We start from the raw sequence: 14,344 nt of genomic DNA, 5'->3' as shown, positions 1-14,344 counted from the left end.
GGTGTCGAGGGGGATCAGGCGGGGCTCGGTGGAGAGGTTCGCGGCGACGCGTAGGGTGCCGCGGCGGATCAGGAGCCAGCGGTCCTCTTCGTCGCAGGACACGTCGATGCTGGCGAAGCTCGGGTCGGCGAGGTCGGGGCGGGCGCGGCGCAGGGCGATGAGGTCGCGGTACCAGTCGAGCAGGGCGCGGTGTTCGGGTCGGGCGGGCTCGTCCCAGTTCAGCTTGCTGCGCTGAAATGTCTCAGGGTCCTGGGGGTCCGGCACGCTCTCGGCGGACCAGCCGTAGTGGGCGAACTCGGCGCGGCGGCCGTTGCGGACGGCTTCGGCGAGGTCGGGTTCGGGGTGGTCGGTGAAGTACTGCCACGGCGTGTCCGCGCCCCACTCCTCCCCCATGAACAGCTGCGGCGTGAACGGCGCGGTCAGCAGGAGCGCGGCGCCGACGCGGCGCAGGCCTTCGGAGAGCGTGAAGCCGATGCGGTCGCCCGCGGCGCGGTTGCCGACCTGGTCGTGAGTCTGGAGCGAGACGATGAACCGGTCCGCGTCCAGCGCCGCGGTGTCGACGGGGCGGCCGTGGCAGCGTCCGCGGAAGGTCGAGTAAACACCGTCGTGGAAATAGGCGGACGTCATCGTCTTCTCGATGGCGGCCAGGGCGCCGAAGTCGCAGTAGTAGCCCTGCTTCTCGCCGGTCAGGGCACTGTGCAGCGCGTGGTGGAAGTCGTCGCTCCACTGCGCGTGCACGCCCTGGCCGCCGGCCGGGCGCGGGGTGACGGTGTGCGGGTCGTTGCGGTCGGTCTCGGCGATCAGGTGCAGGATCCGGCCGCTGCTCGCGGCCAGGCCGTCCACCGCCGCGGCGAGTTCCTCCAGGACGTGCAGCGCCCGGTTGTCCACGAGCGCGTGCACGGCGTCGAGGCGCAGGCCGTCGAGGTGGTTCTCGCGCAGCCAGTACAGGGCGTTGCCGACCAGGAACGCGCGCACCTCGTCCGAGCCCGCGGCGTCCAGGTTCACCGCCGGGCCCCACGGCGTGACGTGGGTGTCGGTGAAGTAGGGCCCGAACTCGCCCAGGTAGTTGCCGCTCGGGCCGAGGTGGTTGTAGACCACGTCGAGCACGACCCCGAGGCCGTGCGCGTGACAGGCGTCGACGAAGCGGCGCAGGCCGTCCGGGCCGCCGTACGGCTCGTGCACGGCCCACAGCCCGACCCCGTCGTAGCCCCAGCCGTGCTCCCCGCCGAAGGCCGCGACCGGCATCAGCTCCACGAAGTCCACGCCGAGCCGGGCGAGGTGGTCGAGCCGGCCGATCGCCGCGTCGAAGGTGCCCTCCGGCGTGAACGTGCCGAGGTGCAGTTCGTAGAGCACGGAACCGCGCAGCGCCCGCCCGTGCCAGTCGGCGTCGGTCCAGCCGAACGCGCCCGGGTCCTCGAGCCGGCTGGCCCCGTGCACGCCGTAGGGCTGGCGGCGCGAGCGCGGATCCGGCCGGGACGGCCCGCCGTCGAGCCGGAAGGCGTAGTCGCCGGTCGCGGACTCGGCTTCGGCCCGCCACCAGCCCGGGCGCCCGGGCCGCTCCGCCTGCTTCATCGGCAGCACCCGGTCGCCGAGGTCGAGATCGACCTGCTCGGCGTACGGAGCCCAGAGTTCGAAGACGCTCACGCGACCACCTCGTCAGAGCTCGGCAGCCACATTCGCACGGGCACTGTGTTCATCGATTCGCTCGCAAGCTCGCTCATTCCTCTGCCTGCTCCTCCCGTACCAGCAACGCGACCGGCAGGTGCTCGGTCAGCCAGGCCAGCGGCAGCCCCACCCCGGACTGCGCGTCCACCCGGAACGCCCGGCCGCTCAGCCGGCAGCGCCAGGTGCCCGGCGGCAGCGGGAGCGCGGTGTCGCGCCAGCCGCCGGCGCGCTCGAGGCCGGCCGGGAGCCGGGTGCCGACGGTGGCCACGTTCTCGCCGCGCAGCAGCGCCACCGCGTGCCCGGCGGCCGGGCCGATCGCGAACAGCGGGGTCTGCGACGCTTCGGGCCCGAACCACTCCGGCCGCTCCCGCCGCAGCCGCAGCGCCCGCGAGGTGACCAGGATCTTGGCCGCGGCGCCGCCGCCGTAGAGCGCGGCGGTGTCGCCCTCCACGTCCGCGTCGGCCTTCTCGAGCAGCTCGCGCAGCCGCCGGAAGTCGACCGGGCGGCGGTTGTCCGGGTCGGTCAGCGCCCAGAACTCGGTTTCCGAACCCTGATACAAGTCGGGCACCCCGGCCATGGTCAGCTGGACCAGCTTCTGCGTCAGGATGTTGCTGGTGGTGCAGGGCTCGATCCGCCGGACGAACGCGTCCACCTCCTCGCGCACCTTCTCGCTGGCCAGCGCCGCGGCCGCGAAGTCCAGCACCCGCGCCTCGTACGTCTCGTCCGGCGCGCCCCAGGAGGTGCGGATCTTCGCCTCGCGCAGGGCCTTGCGCAGGTAGGGCAGCAGCCGCTCGCCGTCGATCGGCCAGGCGCCGAAGACGCTCTGCCACAGCAGGTACTCGTCCGCCGGCTCCGGGGCGTCGGGCGGCGCGGCGGTGGCGCGCACCGCGGTCTGGAACCCGGCCAGTGCCACGGCCCAGTCCTCGGGCATCTCGGTCAGCACCGTGAGCCGGGCCCGCACATCCTCAGAGCGCTTGGAGTCGTGTGTGCTCAGCGCGGTCATCGCGGTCGGCCACTCGGCCTGGCGCAGGGCGCAGAACCCGTGGAAGCGGGCCGGGGCCATGGCCGGCTCGGTCGGCTCGCCGCCCACGTCGGAGGCGCCGGGCAGCGCGGTCCAGCGGTAGAACGCGGTGTCCTCCACGCCCTTGGCCATCACCGCCGCGCAGGTCTGCTGGAACCTGACCTGGAACTCGTCGCGCAGCTGGTCGCGCGGTCCGACCCGGCCCAGCGCGAAGTCGCGCACCAGCCACAGCGTCTCGTGCCGCTCGGCCGGCAGCACGGCCGCGGCCGCCTTGGCCGCGGACTCCACCCGGATCACCGAGTCGGCCGGAGCCGGTTCGCCCGGCACCGTGTACGCCCGGTACACCCGCAGGTTCGCGATCAGCGCGCACACCGCCTCGTGCAGCCCGAGCTGGGTGTGGTCGCGCAGGTCGAGTTCGGCGCGGCAGATCGCCACGAGCACCTCGACCAGCCGGTCCGCCTCCGCGCGCAGCACGGTGTCGAGCACGAACAGCCGCCCGGCCCGGGCCATCGGCGCGAACTCCTGGGCCGAGCCGGTCAGCCCGACGTACAGCGCCACCAGCCGTTCCGCGCCCACGGGGTCGGTCAGCAGCGCGCCGATCGCCCGTTGCGCGTCGTACCCGGTGGTCCCGGCGCACTCCCAGTCGGCCGGCAGCTGCTCGTCGGCGGCCAGGATCTTCTCCACCACCGTCCACACGCCCTCGGTGGACTTACGCAGGAAGCGGAGATACCCGCGCGGATCGGCCAGGCCGTCCGGGTGGTCGATGCGCAGCCCGTCGAGCGTCCCGTCGCGCACGAGGTCGAGCAGCAGCCGGTGCGTGGCGTGCAGCACACCGGAGTCCTCCACCCGGATCGCGATCAGGCTGCTGATGTCGAAGAAGCGCCGGTAGCCAGGCTCCTCGGTGGCCACCCGCCAGTACGCCAGCCGGTAGTGCTGGGCGCGTACGAGCGTGTGCAGCGGCAGGTGTTCGGTGCCCGGGCGGACGGGGAAGACGTGCGAGAAATAGCGCAGCACCGGCCCGCCGAACTCGGCGACCGCCTCGTCGGACTCGTCCACGGCGAGTTCCTCGGTGCGCAGGCACTCGGCGATGCGCCGTCCGAGCACCGGCAGCAGCAGCGCGCCGTCCTGCGCCGACCAGTCCACGTCGAACCAGGACGCGTAGGGCGACTCAGGGCCCTCACGCAGCACCGACCACAGCGCGCGGTTGCGCTTCTCCGGCACCGGCACGGCCATGTGGTTCGGCACCACGTCGGCGATGGCCCCCATGCCGCGCGCGTGCAGCCGCTCGACCAGCCGCCGCAGCCCCTCCTCGCCGCCGAGCCCGGCGGCGATCTGGTTGTGGTCGATCACGTCGTAGCCGTGCGTGGAGCCCTCCGCGGCCTGCAGGATCGGGGAGAGGTAGACGTGGCTGACGCCGAGCCGGTGCAGGTAGTCGACCTGGGTGCAGACGTCGTCGAAGGTCATCGCCTCGGTCAGCTGGATCCGGTAGGTGGCCGAGGGCACGATCGCGCGCGGCGGCGCGGGGGGCTCGGACGGCTCAGGCGAGGGCTGGGGCGCGCGGGGCGCGGGCTTGGGCGCGGACTCGGCCGGGCCCTTGGACGACGCGGACGAGGGCTTGCGGGACCGTCCGGGCGACGGCTCAGGCGACGACAAGGCACTCTCCCCGATCTCGCCCCGCCGCCGACGAGGCTGCTGCGAATTATGGTCCAACGTCCGTTGTGCGCATTAAACAGCATTCCGGGGCGATCGTCGATGACCGCCACGCGGCGTGCGGCCGAGGGCTGAGCGGCCGTCAGAACTCCGGCGGGCGCCAGAAGTCGGCCGGCTCGGGAGCCCGGCGCAGCCGGTCCACGGTCGTGATCGTCTGCGCGAATCCCTCCGCGTCCTCGTCCGGGCCGCCCGCCTCGCCGTCCCCGACCCCGCTCTGGCCGCCCTGGCTGCCGAGCGCGTCGTCCGCGGTGAACGCGAACTCGCGCCCGCTGGCGAGCAGTTCGAGCCCTTCCACCAGCACGACCTCCTCGCCCGGCTTGACCCGCGCCGACTCGCCGTTGACCAGGACCCGGTCGGGCCCCTGGCCGTGCGGCGGGCGCACCCGGGTGCCGTTGCGGCTGGTGTCGAGCACGGTCAGCTTCCACCCGGTCCACTTGAGCACTACGTGGCTGCGGCTGAGTTCGTGCGCCGTCACGGTGCTGAGCGAGCCCAGGTGCTCGGCCAGCGCGATGCCGTCCTCGCCCGGCGCCCGCCCGACCGGGATCTGCTGGCCCGCGCGCATCAGGAACCTGCGTCGCACCACGCCGCCGACCCGCACCTTTATCTGTACCCGGCGCGGCACCCCGCCGACGTCCTCGAGCGCGAGCCGGTGCGTCGGGCAGTGCGCCGCGTCGTTGTAGAAGCGCGGCAGCGGCTGGAACTCGGGCTCCTGCGGCCCGAACAGCGGGCAGTCCTGCTCGGGGCAGCGCCACAGCCGGGAGAGCAGGTCGCGCCGCGGGCCCTTGCCGCCGCGCCGGTCGTACAGGCCCATGGCCAGCAGTTCGTGCTCTTCGAGCTTGCGCGAGATCTCGGACTCGAACGGGATCGGCATCACCCGCGGCTCGACCGTCACGCCGGTCCCGCTCGGGTCGGGCACGTGCAGCAGGAACCGGTCGCGGTTGCCGGCGATCCAGGGGAAGCGCGGGACGTAGTCGCGGAAGCTGTCCGCGCTCACCACCAGCTGCCCGCTGCCCTCGGCGAGCTCGAGCAGCCGGTCGTCGGCCGGGTCGAGCAGCTCGATCCGGCCGCGCCGGTGCCAGCGCAGCAGGGTGGAGCGCTCCTTGTCGGTCAGCCGCCGGTCGCGCACCAGCGACCAGTCCGCCACCGCGTAGATGCGCAGGTCGTCGTTCTTCGCGTACGCCACGAGCCCGGCGATCAGCGCGTAGAACCGCGCGAGCTCCACCGGCCGCTCGCCGCCGAGCTTGGTGTCGTGCACCACGCTCGAGACATCGACCGCATACTCCGCCGTATCGGCGTCCGGATAAAGATGGGACTCCAACGCCATACGGGTGAAAGTAGCAGCCTGCGAAGCGCGGGTGCACACGGCGCGCGTGCGCTCCCGCGCTCCCTTCGCCCGGGTTCGTCAGCTCAGGCGCTCGGGCCGGGCGCGTTCGTACTGCTCCGGCCAGGCGAGCTCGTCGCCGAGTTCGAAGGCCGCGCGCTGCGGCCAGGACGGCTCGCGCAGCAGGACGCGGGCGAGCAGGACCGCGTCGGCGGACTGCTCGGCCAGGATCTTCTCGGCCTGCCCCGGCTCGGTGATCAGCCCGACCGCCGCGGTCGGCAGCCCGCTCGCCTCGCGCACCGCGCGGGCCAGGTGGACCTGGTAGCCCGGGCCGAGGGTGATCTGCTGGGCCGGGCTGTTGCCGCCGCTGGAGACGTCGATCAGGTCCACCCCGCGCGCGGCGAGCAGCGTGGCCACCTCGCCGACCTCCTCGATCGTGAGCCCGCCGGGCACCCAGTCGGTGCCGCTGAGCCGGACGAACAGCACGATGCGCTCGGGGACCGCGGCACGGATCGCGTCCACGATCTCCAGCAGCAGACGGGCACGTCCGGCCAGGTCACCGCCGTATTCGTCGGTGCGCAGGTTCGAGAGCGGGGAGAGGAACTGGTGCACCAGGTAGCCGTGCGCGCCGTGGATCTCGAGCACCTCGAAGCCCGCGGCCACCGCCCGCACCGCCGCGTCCGCCCACGCCTGGACCAGTCCGGGGATCTCCGCGCCGGCCAGCTCACGCGGCTCGGTGTAGTCGCCGAACGCCACCGCCGACGGCGCGACCGTGCCCCAGCCGCCCTCCGCCTCGGGCACGCTGCGCCGGCCACGCCACGGTGCGTACGTGGAGGCCTTGCGCCCGGCATGCCCGAGCTGGATGCCGGGGACGGAGCCCTGCGAACGGATGAACGCGGTGATCCGCGCGTAGTCCTCGGCCTGCTCGTCGTTCCAGATTCCGGCGTCCTGCGGGGAGATGCGCCCCTCCGGCACCACCGCCGTCGCCTCGGTCAGCACCAGCCCGGCACCCCCGCGCGCGAGCGCGCCGAGATGCACCAGGTGCCAGTCCGTCGGCCGCCCGTCGACCGAAGAGTACTGACACATGGGGGAGACCCAGGCACGGTTGGGAATGGTAAGGCCGCGCAGTGTGATCGGGCTGAAGAGATGGCTCATGTCACCGAGCAACAGCGGCGGACGGTGATGTTGTTCCGGCCGCCGCTCACGGCGTCGGGCGCGCCCGCGTGGCAGACTCTCCCCATGCCCGAATTGCCGGAAGTCGAAGCCCTCGCGGCGTTCCTCGACGACAGGCTGGCCGGCCGCGTCGTGGCCGGCGCGATCCCGGTGTCCATCCAGGCGCTCAAGACCTACGACCCGCCGCTGACCGCTCTCACCGGGCGCGCCTTCGACGGCGCCACCCGCCACGGCAAGTTCCTCGATCTGCGCCTGGGCGAGCTGCACCTCGTCGTCCACCTCGCCCGGGCCGGCTGGATCCGTTGGCGCGACGAGGTCGCCACCACCCCGCCGCGCCCCGGCCGCGGCCCGCTCGCGCTGCGGGTGCGGCTCGAGGGCGACGCGAACGGATTCGAGATCACCGAGGCGGGCACGCAGAAACGCCTGGCCGTCTACGTCGTACGCGATCCGGCCGAGGTCCCCGGCATCGCGCGCCTCGGCGTCGACCCGCTCGCCCCGGAGTTCACCGCGGAGAGGCTGCGGGAGCTGCTCGAGGACGAGCGCCGGCTGATCAAGGGGGTGCTGCGCGACCAGACCGTCATCGCGGGCATCGGCAACGCGTACTCGGACGAGATCCTGCACGCCGCGCGCATGTCCCCGTTCAAGACCGCCGCGAAGCTGACGCCCGAGGAGGTCGCCGACCTGCGCGAGGTCGCCGTCAAGACCCTGACGGACGCGGTCGAGCGCTCCCGCGGCCTGCCGATGACCGACCTCAAGAGCGAGAAGAAGTCCGGCCTGCGCGTACACGGACGCACCGGCGAGAGCTGCCCGGTGTGCGGCGACACCGTGCGCGAGGTGTCCTTCAGCGACTCCTCGCTGCAGTACTGCCCCACCTGCCAGACCGGCGGCAAGATCCTCGCCGACCGGCGGATGTCGCGGCTGCTGAAGTGAAACGCGGCCGTGGCCTCACACGGATGCCGCCGGAGGGCTCCGGCGGCATCGGGCGTCGTCGGCCGCGGCCGAGGGCGGACTACAGCGGAAGAATGTTCGAGGCCTGCGGGCCCTTGGCGCTCTCCGTCACATCGAAGGTGACCTGCTGTCCCTCCCGCAGTTCGCGGTAGCCCTGGGTGGCGATGGCGGAGTAGTGGGCGAAGACGTCAGGTCCGCCCTCGTCCTGCTCGATGAAGCCGAAGCCCTTCTCCGAGTTGAACCACTTCACAGTGCCCGTTGCCATACTCGTGACTCTCCTCCACGGAACGCCCGCCCCGGACCTGAGCGTCCAGGCCCGCGCTGCGACTTTCGTCCCAATTCGACCCGAGCCTACCCGAACTGACCCCCCGTCATGCCGCTCGGCACGGGGTGGCGCGGGGGCATCGCACAGATGGCGGACGCGCGGGCGCAGGTGTGCGCAGGGGCTCGCGCGGGCGCGCGGCTAGGCAGCGTCGGCGAAGGTGCGCACCACGGCCCGCAGAGTGGCGGAGATGGTGCGGGTGAGGGTGTCAAGCGACGCGGGGGCGAGCGGGTCGAGGCCGCGCGCCCAGTCCTCGACCGCGATCCGCATGGCGAGGTTGAACACTGCGACGTGCACGCGCAGATCGAGTTCGTGCGGGGAGCGTCCGGTGGCCTCGGCGACGATCTCGGCGAACAGGCCCTCGGCCTCGGCGTGCGTCTCGAGCCAGACGGCCCGCAGCCCCGGCTCCTGCTCGGTCAGCCGGACGAGCCGGTGCAGCGCGTCGGCGTGTCGGGGCTCCATCTCGAGTTCCCCGCCGCGGCGTACCGCCTCGAACAGGGAGCCGGTGCCGTCCCACGTGCGCACCCGCTCGGCCATCGCGTCGAGGCCGGTGGTCAGCAGCGGGCGGACGCACTCCTCTTTAGTGCGGAAGTAGCGCCACAGTGTGCGCGTGGACACCCCGGCGGCCGCGGCGATCTCGTCGGCCGAGGTCGCGGCCACGCCCTTCTCGGCGAACAGGCGCACCGCCTCCTCGGCGATCTCCCGACGGGTCTCGGCCCGGCGCCGCTCGCTCAGCGGGGGACGTCCGGTGCGCCGCGCCGCCGGGCCCTGGGCGTCAGCCTGCTCCGTCATGTGTCCATGATGTCACACGACGCCTTCTTGTCATTGAGCGACAGAAAGTCGTACAGTCGAGGCGGCGCCAAGATCCACCGCGCCCAGGACACGCGCGGTAGCGCACGAATGCAAGGGAAACCGCCATGAGCAACACGGGCAGCACGGGCAGCACGGGCCTTTCCGGCCGCAGCGTCATCGTCACCGGAGCGGCCTCCGGCATCGGCCGGGCCACCGCCCTGCGCTTCGCCGCCGAGGGCGCGAAGGTGGTCGTCGCGGACCTGAACGCCGAGGCCGCGAAGGACACCGTGGCCGCGATCGAGGCCGCCGGCGGCACCGGCCTCGCCGTGGCCGGCGACCTGAGCGACCCGGCCGTCGTCGCCGACGTGGTCGCCCAGACGGTGGCGAGCTTCGGCGGGATCGACGTACTGGTGAACAACGCCGGGATCATGGACACGATGACCGCGGCGGCCGACGTCACCGACGCCGAGTGGGAGCGGGTGCTGCGGATCAACCTGACCGCCCCGTTCGCGCTGACCCGCGCGGTGCTCCCGCACATGCTCGAGGCCGGGCGCGGCGCGATCGTGAACACCGCCTCCGAGGCCTCGCTGCGCGGCAGCGCGGCCGGCACCGCCTACACCGTCTCCAAGCACGGCGTGCTCGGCCTGACCCGGTCGCTCGCGGTCATGTACCGGGACAAGGGCATCCGCACCAACGCGATCGCGCCCGGCGGCACGATCACCAACATCCAGCACTCGATGGCGGGCCTGGACACCGAGGGCCACGGCCCGCGCACGGTCGGGGCCTACATGGGCAACGTGGGCCGCGCCGCCGAGGCCGACGAGCAGGCCGCCGCGATCGTCTTCCTCGCCTCCGACGCGGCGAGCAACATCAACGGCGTGATCCTGCCGGTGGACAACGGGTGGTCCGCGGTCTGATCTCTGCTCTGACGCACGTGGTCTGACTCACCGCGGCCCGGACGCGTCGTGCGTCCGGGCCGCGGCTGCCGTGTTGCCTGCCGCTCAGGCCTGCGACGGCGCGCCCGCGCTCTGCGGCTGCGCCTGTCCGGGCAGCTGCGCCGCGCCGCCGCGGGTCGGGTTGAACGGGATGGCGGTGGCCACCAGCGCGGCGCCCACCGCGACCGCGCAGCCGATCAGCATGCCGACGCGGAAGCCGGTCATCGACGGCAGCGGGAAGCCGCCGAAGTTCGTGGTGAGCTGGGCGAGCACCACGCCGACCACGGCGGAGCAGATCGAGGTGCCCAGCGAGCGCATCAGAGTATTGAAGCTGTTCGCCGAGGCCGTCTCCGAGTGCGGCACCGAGCTCATGATCAGCGCGGGCATCGAGCCGTACGCGTAGCCGGTGCCGACGTTGGTGACGCAGGCCGCGAGCATCAGGGCCCAGGGCGCGCCCATGCAGGCCTGGGAAAGGCCGTATCCGCAGGCGATGATCGTGGCCCCGACGATGAGGGTGAGCTTCGGGCCGCGGCGCGCGGACAGGCGTCCGCCGAAGGGCGAGGCGACCATCATCATCAGGCCGGACGGCGCCATCCAGCAGCCCATCGCGAGCATGGACTGGCCGAGCCCGTACCCGGTGGCCTTGGGCAGTTCCATCAGCTCCGGCAGGATCAGCATCTGGGCGTACATGCCGAAGCCGACCAGGATCGAGGCGAGGTTCGTCAGCAGAACGGTGGGCCGGGCGGTGACGCGCAGGTCGACCAGCGGGTGGTGCTGGCGCAGCTCCCACCAGCCCCAGCCGAGCAACAGCACCACCCCGCCGATCAGCGTGCCGAGCGTCTTGCCGCTCGCCCAGCCCCAGTCGGCCCCGTCGGAGACGGCCAGCAGCACGCAGACCAGCCCCGCGCCGAGCACGAGCGCGCCGGGCAGGTCGAAGCCGCCCTCGTCCGAATCCACGGCGGTCGACGGCACGATCACGAAGATGAGCACCAGGATCAGCGCGACCAGCACGGCGGAGCCCCAGAACAGCACCCGCCAGCTGAAGTACTGCGCGACCGCGGCCGAGATCGGCAGACCGAGCCCGCCGCCGATGCCCATGGACGCGCTGACCAGCGCGATCGCCGAGGAGAGCTTCTCCCGCGGCAGCACGTCACGCAGCAGGCTGATACCGAGCGGGACCACGCCCATGCCCATGCCCTGCAGCGACCGGCCGACCACCATGGGCAGCACCGAGGAACTCAGGGCACAGATGACCGAGCCGATCAGCAGCGGCGTGCAGCACACCAGCAGCATCGGCTTCTTGCCGTGCAGGTCGCCGAGCCGGCCGGTGACCGGGGTGCAGACCGCGGCGGCGAGCAGGGTGGAGGTGACCACCCAGGTCGCGGCGGAGGACGAGGTGTGCAGCAGCGTGGTCAGCTGGTCGAGCAGCGGCATGACCACGGTCTGCATGATCGCGGCCACGGTGCCGGTGAACGCCAGGACGGCGACGATGGGACCGGAGCGCGAGGAGGCCAGAGGGCCGTCCATGGGGTTCTCCTGGGGTGGATGCGGGAGGCGGAAAGGATCTTGATATGTATTGTACACGCCATATGTATCGTACATATAGGCTCCGCGCGAGGGTGGCCGATCCTGCCGCGGTCGCGCCGGATGGCGCGCGGGGCGCCCGGCGGTGAGCGGTGGGGCACCCGTCAGGCGTGATACTGCTGAGGTCGAGGAAGGAGGCGACGGGACGCATGAGTAAGGGCACGGATACGAACGCGGACACCGGCGCGGGCGTCGGCGCAGGTGCCGGCGGGCGGGACGACGCGGAGCCCGGGAAGCGCACGGACCTGGTCGAGTACGAACACATGGTGCTCGGGCGGCACAACCTGCGCGCGATCCCGATCACGCCGGAGACCGAGCAGCTGCTCGAGCGCAGCAGCTACATCATGCTCAGCCGGATCCAACGGCAGGGCCCGATGTCGATCGGGCAGCTGAGCGAGGCGTTCGGGCTCGACGCCTCCACCCTCAACCGGCAGACCGCGGCGGCCATGCGGGCCGGGCTGCTCAGGCGGATCCCGGACCCCGAGGGCGGCATCGCCCGCAAGTTCCAGCTCACCGACGAGGGCGCGCGGCGGCTGACGGTGACCAGGGACTGGCACGTGGACGGCCTCGACCGCGTGATGGCCGAGTGGAGCCCGCAGGACGTGCTGGACTTCGCGGCGTTCCTGCGCCGCTTCAACACCGACATCGAACGCATCGACAAGCGGCCGTGGCCCCGGCCGGAGGAAGAGATCGACGGAGCCGGAGGTGGCTGACCGACCTCCGCGTGCACCTCGGCGCACCATCCCTACCGCTCGTGCCGAGCCCGAACGCCCGGGCCGATCTTGGAATCCGGCGACGTGTTAGTGTCGCGACATGGCAGCAGTATCCACACCGGAGCAGCAGAGCCCGCACATGCCCGGTGAGGCCTTCGTGCGGCGCTACCGGGACGAGGACGCGAAGGCGGTCGCGGACATCTGCGTGCGCACGGCGGACGCGGGGCAGGACGCGACCGGGATCTACGCGGATCCCGCGATCCTCGACCACCTCTTCGCCGCCCCCTACGCCGCGCTCGATCCGCAGCTCGCGTTCGTGCTCGACGACGGCTCCGGCCGTGCGGTCGGGTACGTCCTCGGCACGGACGACACGCACCGCTTCGCCGACCGGTTCCGGGACGAGTGGCTGCCGCGCGTCGCCGGCCGGCACGCGGCCGCGCCGGAGGGCGATCCGGTCGGCCCGGACGAGCTGATGGCCTGGCTGCTGCACAACCCGGACCGGCTCAAGGTGGCGGGCCTCGAGGGCTACCCGGGCCACCTGCACATCGAATCGATCTGCTGCCCAGCCACCAGCGCCGGGGGCACGGCTCCCGGCTGCTCGAGCGGCTGGTGCGCGAGCTGGCCGGGCGCGGCACGCCGGCGCTGCACGTCGGGATGCTCACCTCGAACACCCCGGCCCGCGCGTTCTACGACCGCCTCGGCTTCCACCGGATCCCGATCGAGGACTCGGCCCTGACCTATCTCGGTTTGGAGGTTGGCCGGTGACCTGGCTGCCCGTGGACTTCGTCCACCCCGTCCACGTACCCGTCCCCGGAACCGGCCTGCACCTGCGGCCGATCCGCGAGGCGGACACACCCCTCGACTTCCCGGCGGTGATGGGAGCCCAGGCCCGGCTGTGGGAGATCTTCGGCCCGGCGTGGGACTGGCCGAAGCCGACGATGACCTACGAGGAGGACCGCGTCGACCTGCTGCGCCACGAACGCGAGATCGCCGCGCACCAGTCGTTCAACTACGCGCTGCTCGACGAGCTCGAGACTGGCATCTTCGGCTGCGTCTACATCGACCCGCCCGAGCGCGTCGGCTCGGACGGCGAGGTGTCCTGGTGGGTGGTGGACAAGCTCGTCGGCAGCGAGGCCGAGCAGGCGCTCGACGCGCTGGTCCCGCAGTGGATCGCGGCCGACTGGCCGTTCCAGCGGCCGCGGTACCTGGGCCGCGGGATCTCCTGGCAGGACTGGCTGGCGCTGCCCCGCGTCTGAGGTAGACCACTACCCCCCGGTGGGAGCGGGCAGAACGCAGGCCTCGGCCACCAGGTCCCCCAGACCGATGTGGTAGGTCTGGAAGTAGGCCGGCCGTCCGCCGTCGTCGAGGAACACCACGAACTGCAGCGAATCGATGTCCGACGCGGGGACCTGCGACGGGCAGGACGCGACGCGCACGGTGAACGTGGCACTGATGCCCGCGTTCGGATCGAGCGTTCCTCCGGTGGAACCGGACACGGCGATATCGGTGAGCCGTGCGCCGGGAATCTGAAGCCCGAGGATGTCGGCCGGGAGCGCGTCGAGTACGGGCACCCCGTCAATCAGCGTGAGCGTCCACGCGCTCGACATTTCGCCTGGCGTCGTCTCCCCCCCGATGACATATCCGGCGAGAAGGTCGTAGGAGAACGACTGCGCGGAGCGCGAGCGGACCGAGACCGTGACGGTGACCGAATGGCGCGACAGGTCCACGAACTCCGGGAACGCGGCGGTCACCGCGTTGCCCTGCTGTTGGCAGACCCGCTCACGGACGGCCTCGCCCGTGGCGCCGATCGCCACTGACGCCGCGACCACCGTCCCGCTCTCGGTGCGCGCGTGCACCAGCAGGCGCAGGGGCGTCGTCTGCGCCGAGTTGGAAGCGACCGCACTCCCCTGAGCCGCCACGCCCACCCCGCAATCCACGGTGATCGCCCCGGTGAGCCGCCCGCTCGCGCCAGGCCGCAGCAGCGCCGAACCCGACGGCCGGAGCGCTGCGGGACGGATCAGTCCCTGCCCCGTCATCGTCGCCCCGGACAACAGCGTGATCGCGTCAGGCCCCTTATTGATGACGGAGATCGACACCGTCGCGGTCGGCTGAACCCGCCAGGCCCCGGCGTCGCCGGCCGCCACGGGCACCGTCGTCGCC

12 protein-coding genes and 1 pseudogene are annotated in these 14,344 nt (G+C 72.5%); 5 read left to right on the top strand and 8 right to left on the bottom strand.

Annotated features, from left to right (window positions below; translation table 11 throughout):
• The 4 genes from treZ to KDL01_RS31205 all read right to left on the bottom strand — a co-directional run.
• A partial coding sequence (treZ, locus tag KDL01_RS31220) for a malto-oligosyltrehalose trehalohydrolase (protein ID WP_212532255.1) occupies positions 1-1,644 on the bottom strand: 1,644 nt, incomplete at its 3' end.
• Positions 1,645-1,717: 73 nt separating this feature from the next.
• Complete coding sequence (gene treY / locus KDL01_RS31215; protein ID WP_212532254.1) at positions 1,718-4,339, bottom strand: malto-oligosyltrehalose synthase; 2,622 nt, start codon at positions 4,337-4,339, stop codon at positions 1,718-1,720.
• A 139-nt stretch (positions 4,340-4,478) separates the two neighbouring features.
• Positions 4,479-5,720 (bottom strand): hypothetical protein, encoded by a 1,242-nt coding sequence (locus tag KDL01_RS31210; RefSeq protein WP_212532253.1) that lies wholly within the window; start codon positions 5,718-5,720, stop codon positions 4,479-4,481.
• A 78-nt stretch (positions 5,721-5,798) separates the two neighbouring features.
• Positions 5,799-6,872 (bottom strand): NADH:flavin oxidoreductase/NADH oxidase, encoded by a 1,074-nt coding sequence (locus KDL01_RS31205; RefSeq protein WP_212532252.1) that lies wholly within the window; start codon positions 6,870-6,872, stop codon positions 5,799-5,801.
• Between the two features lie 84 nt (positions 6,873-6,956).
• Here KDL01_RS31205 and KDL01_RS31200 point away from each other — a divergent pair, with 84 nt between their 5' ends.
• Positions 6,957-7,820, top strand: coding sequence for an Fpg/Nei family DNA glycosylase (locus tag KDL01_RS31200; protein WP_212532251.1), 864 nt, complete (start codon positions 6,957-6,959; stop codon positions 7,818-7,820).
• Between the two features lie 79 nt (positions 7,821-7,899).
• On the opposite strand, the gene KDL01_RS31195 is transcribed toward KDL01_RS31200, so the two are convergent.
• Both KDL01_RS31195 and KDL01_RS31190 read right to left on the bottom strand, forming a co-directional pair.
• A complete protein-coding gene (locus tag KDL01_RS31195; RefSeq protein WP_212532250.1) occupies positions 7,900-8,103 on the bottom strand; it encodes a cold-shock protein in 204 nt (67 codons plus the stop codon).
• 198 nt (positions 8,104-8,301) lie between these two features.
• On the bottom strand, positions 8,302-8,952 hold the full coding sequence (locus KDL01_RS31190; RefSeq protein ID WP_212532249.1) for a TetR/AcrR family transcriptional regulator: 651 nt from the start codon (positions 8,950-8,952) through the stop codon (positions 8,302-8,304).
• 125 nt (positions 8,953-9,077) lie between these two features.
• On the opposite strand from KDL01_RS31190, the gene KDL01_RS31185 reads away from it, so the two are divergent.
• Positions 9,078-9,869 (top strand): SDR family NAD(P)-dependent oxidoreductase, encoded by a 792-nt coding sequence (locus tag KDL01_RS31185; RefSeq protein ID WP_212532248.1) that lies wholly within the window; start codon positions 9,078-9,080, stop codon positions 9,867-9,869.
• Between the two features lie 84 nt (positions 9,870-9,953).
• Here KDL01_RS31185 and KDL01_RS31180 read toward each other — a convergent pair whose 3' ends face one another.
• Positions 9,954-11,414: an MFS transporter gene (locus KDL01_RS31180; protein WP_212532247.1), complete on the bottom strand. Its 1,461-nt coding sequence runs from the start codon at positions 11,412-11,414 to the stop codon at positions 9,954-9,956.
• 320 nt (positions 11,415-11,734) lie between these two features.
• On the opposite strand from KDL01_RS31180, the gene KDL01_RS31175 reads away from it, so the two are divergent.
• The 3 genes and pseudogenes from KDL01_RS31175 to KDL01_RS31165 all read left to right on the top strand — a co-directional run bounded on the left by KDL01_RS31175 (position 11,735) and on the right by KDL01_RS31165 (position 13,440).
• Complete coding sequence (locus KDL01_RS31175) at positions 11,735-12,184, top strand: MarR family winged helix-turn-helix transcriptional regulator (RefSeq protein WP_368861682.1); 450 nt, start codon at positions 11,735-11,737, stop codon at positions 12,182-12,184.
• Between the two features lie 139 nt (positions 12,185-12,323).
• Positions 12,324-12,949 (top strand): annotated as a pseudogene (locus KDL01_RS43960) (GNAT family N-acetyltransferase).
• Complete coding sequence (locus KDL01_RS31165) at positions 12,946-13,440, top strand: GNAT family N-acetyltransferase (protein WP_212532244.1); 495 nt, start codon at positions 12,946-12,948, stop codon at positions 13,438-13,440. The pseudogene KDL01_RS43960 and the gene KDL01_RS31165 overlap by 4 nt, the downstream one beginning before the upstream one ends.
• Positions 13,441-13,449: 9 nt before the next feature.
• Here KDL01_RS31165 and KDL01_RS31160 read toward each other — a convergent pair.
• A partial coding sequence (locus tag KDL01_RS31160; RefSeq protein ID WP_212532243.1) for a hypothetical protein occupies positions 13,450-14,344 on the bottom strand: 895 nt, incomplete at its 5' end.

This window comes from Actinospica durhamensis, assembly GCF_018139695.1.
In the GTDB taxonomy this organism is placed as follows: Bacteria; Actinomycetota; Actinomycetes; order Streptomycetales; family Catenulisporaceae; genus Actinospica; species Actinospica durhamensis.
This window is presented reverse-complemented; position numbering and strand designations above follow the sequence as displayed.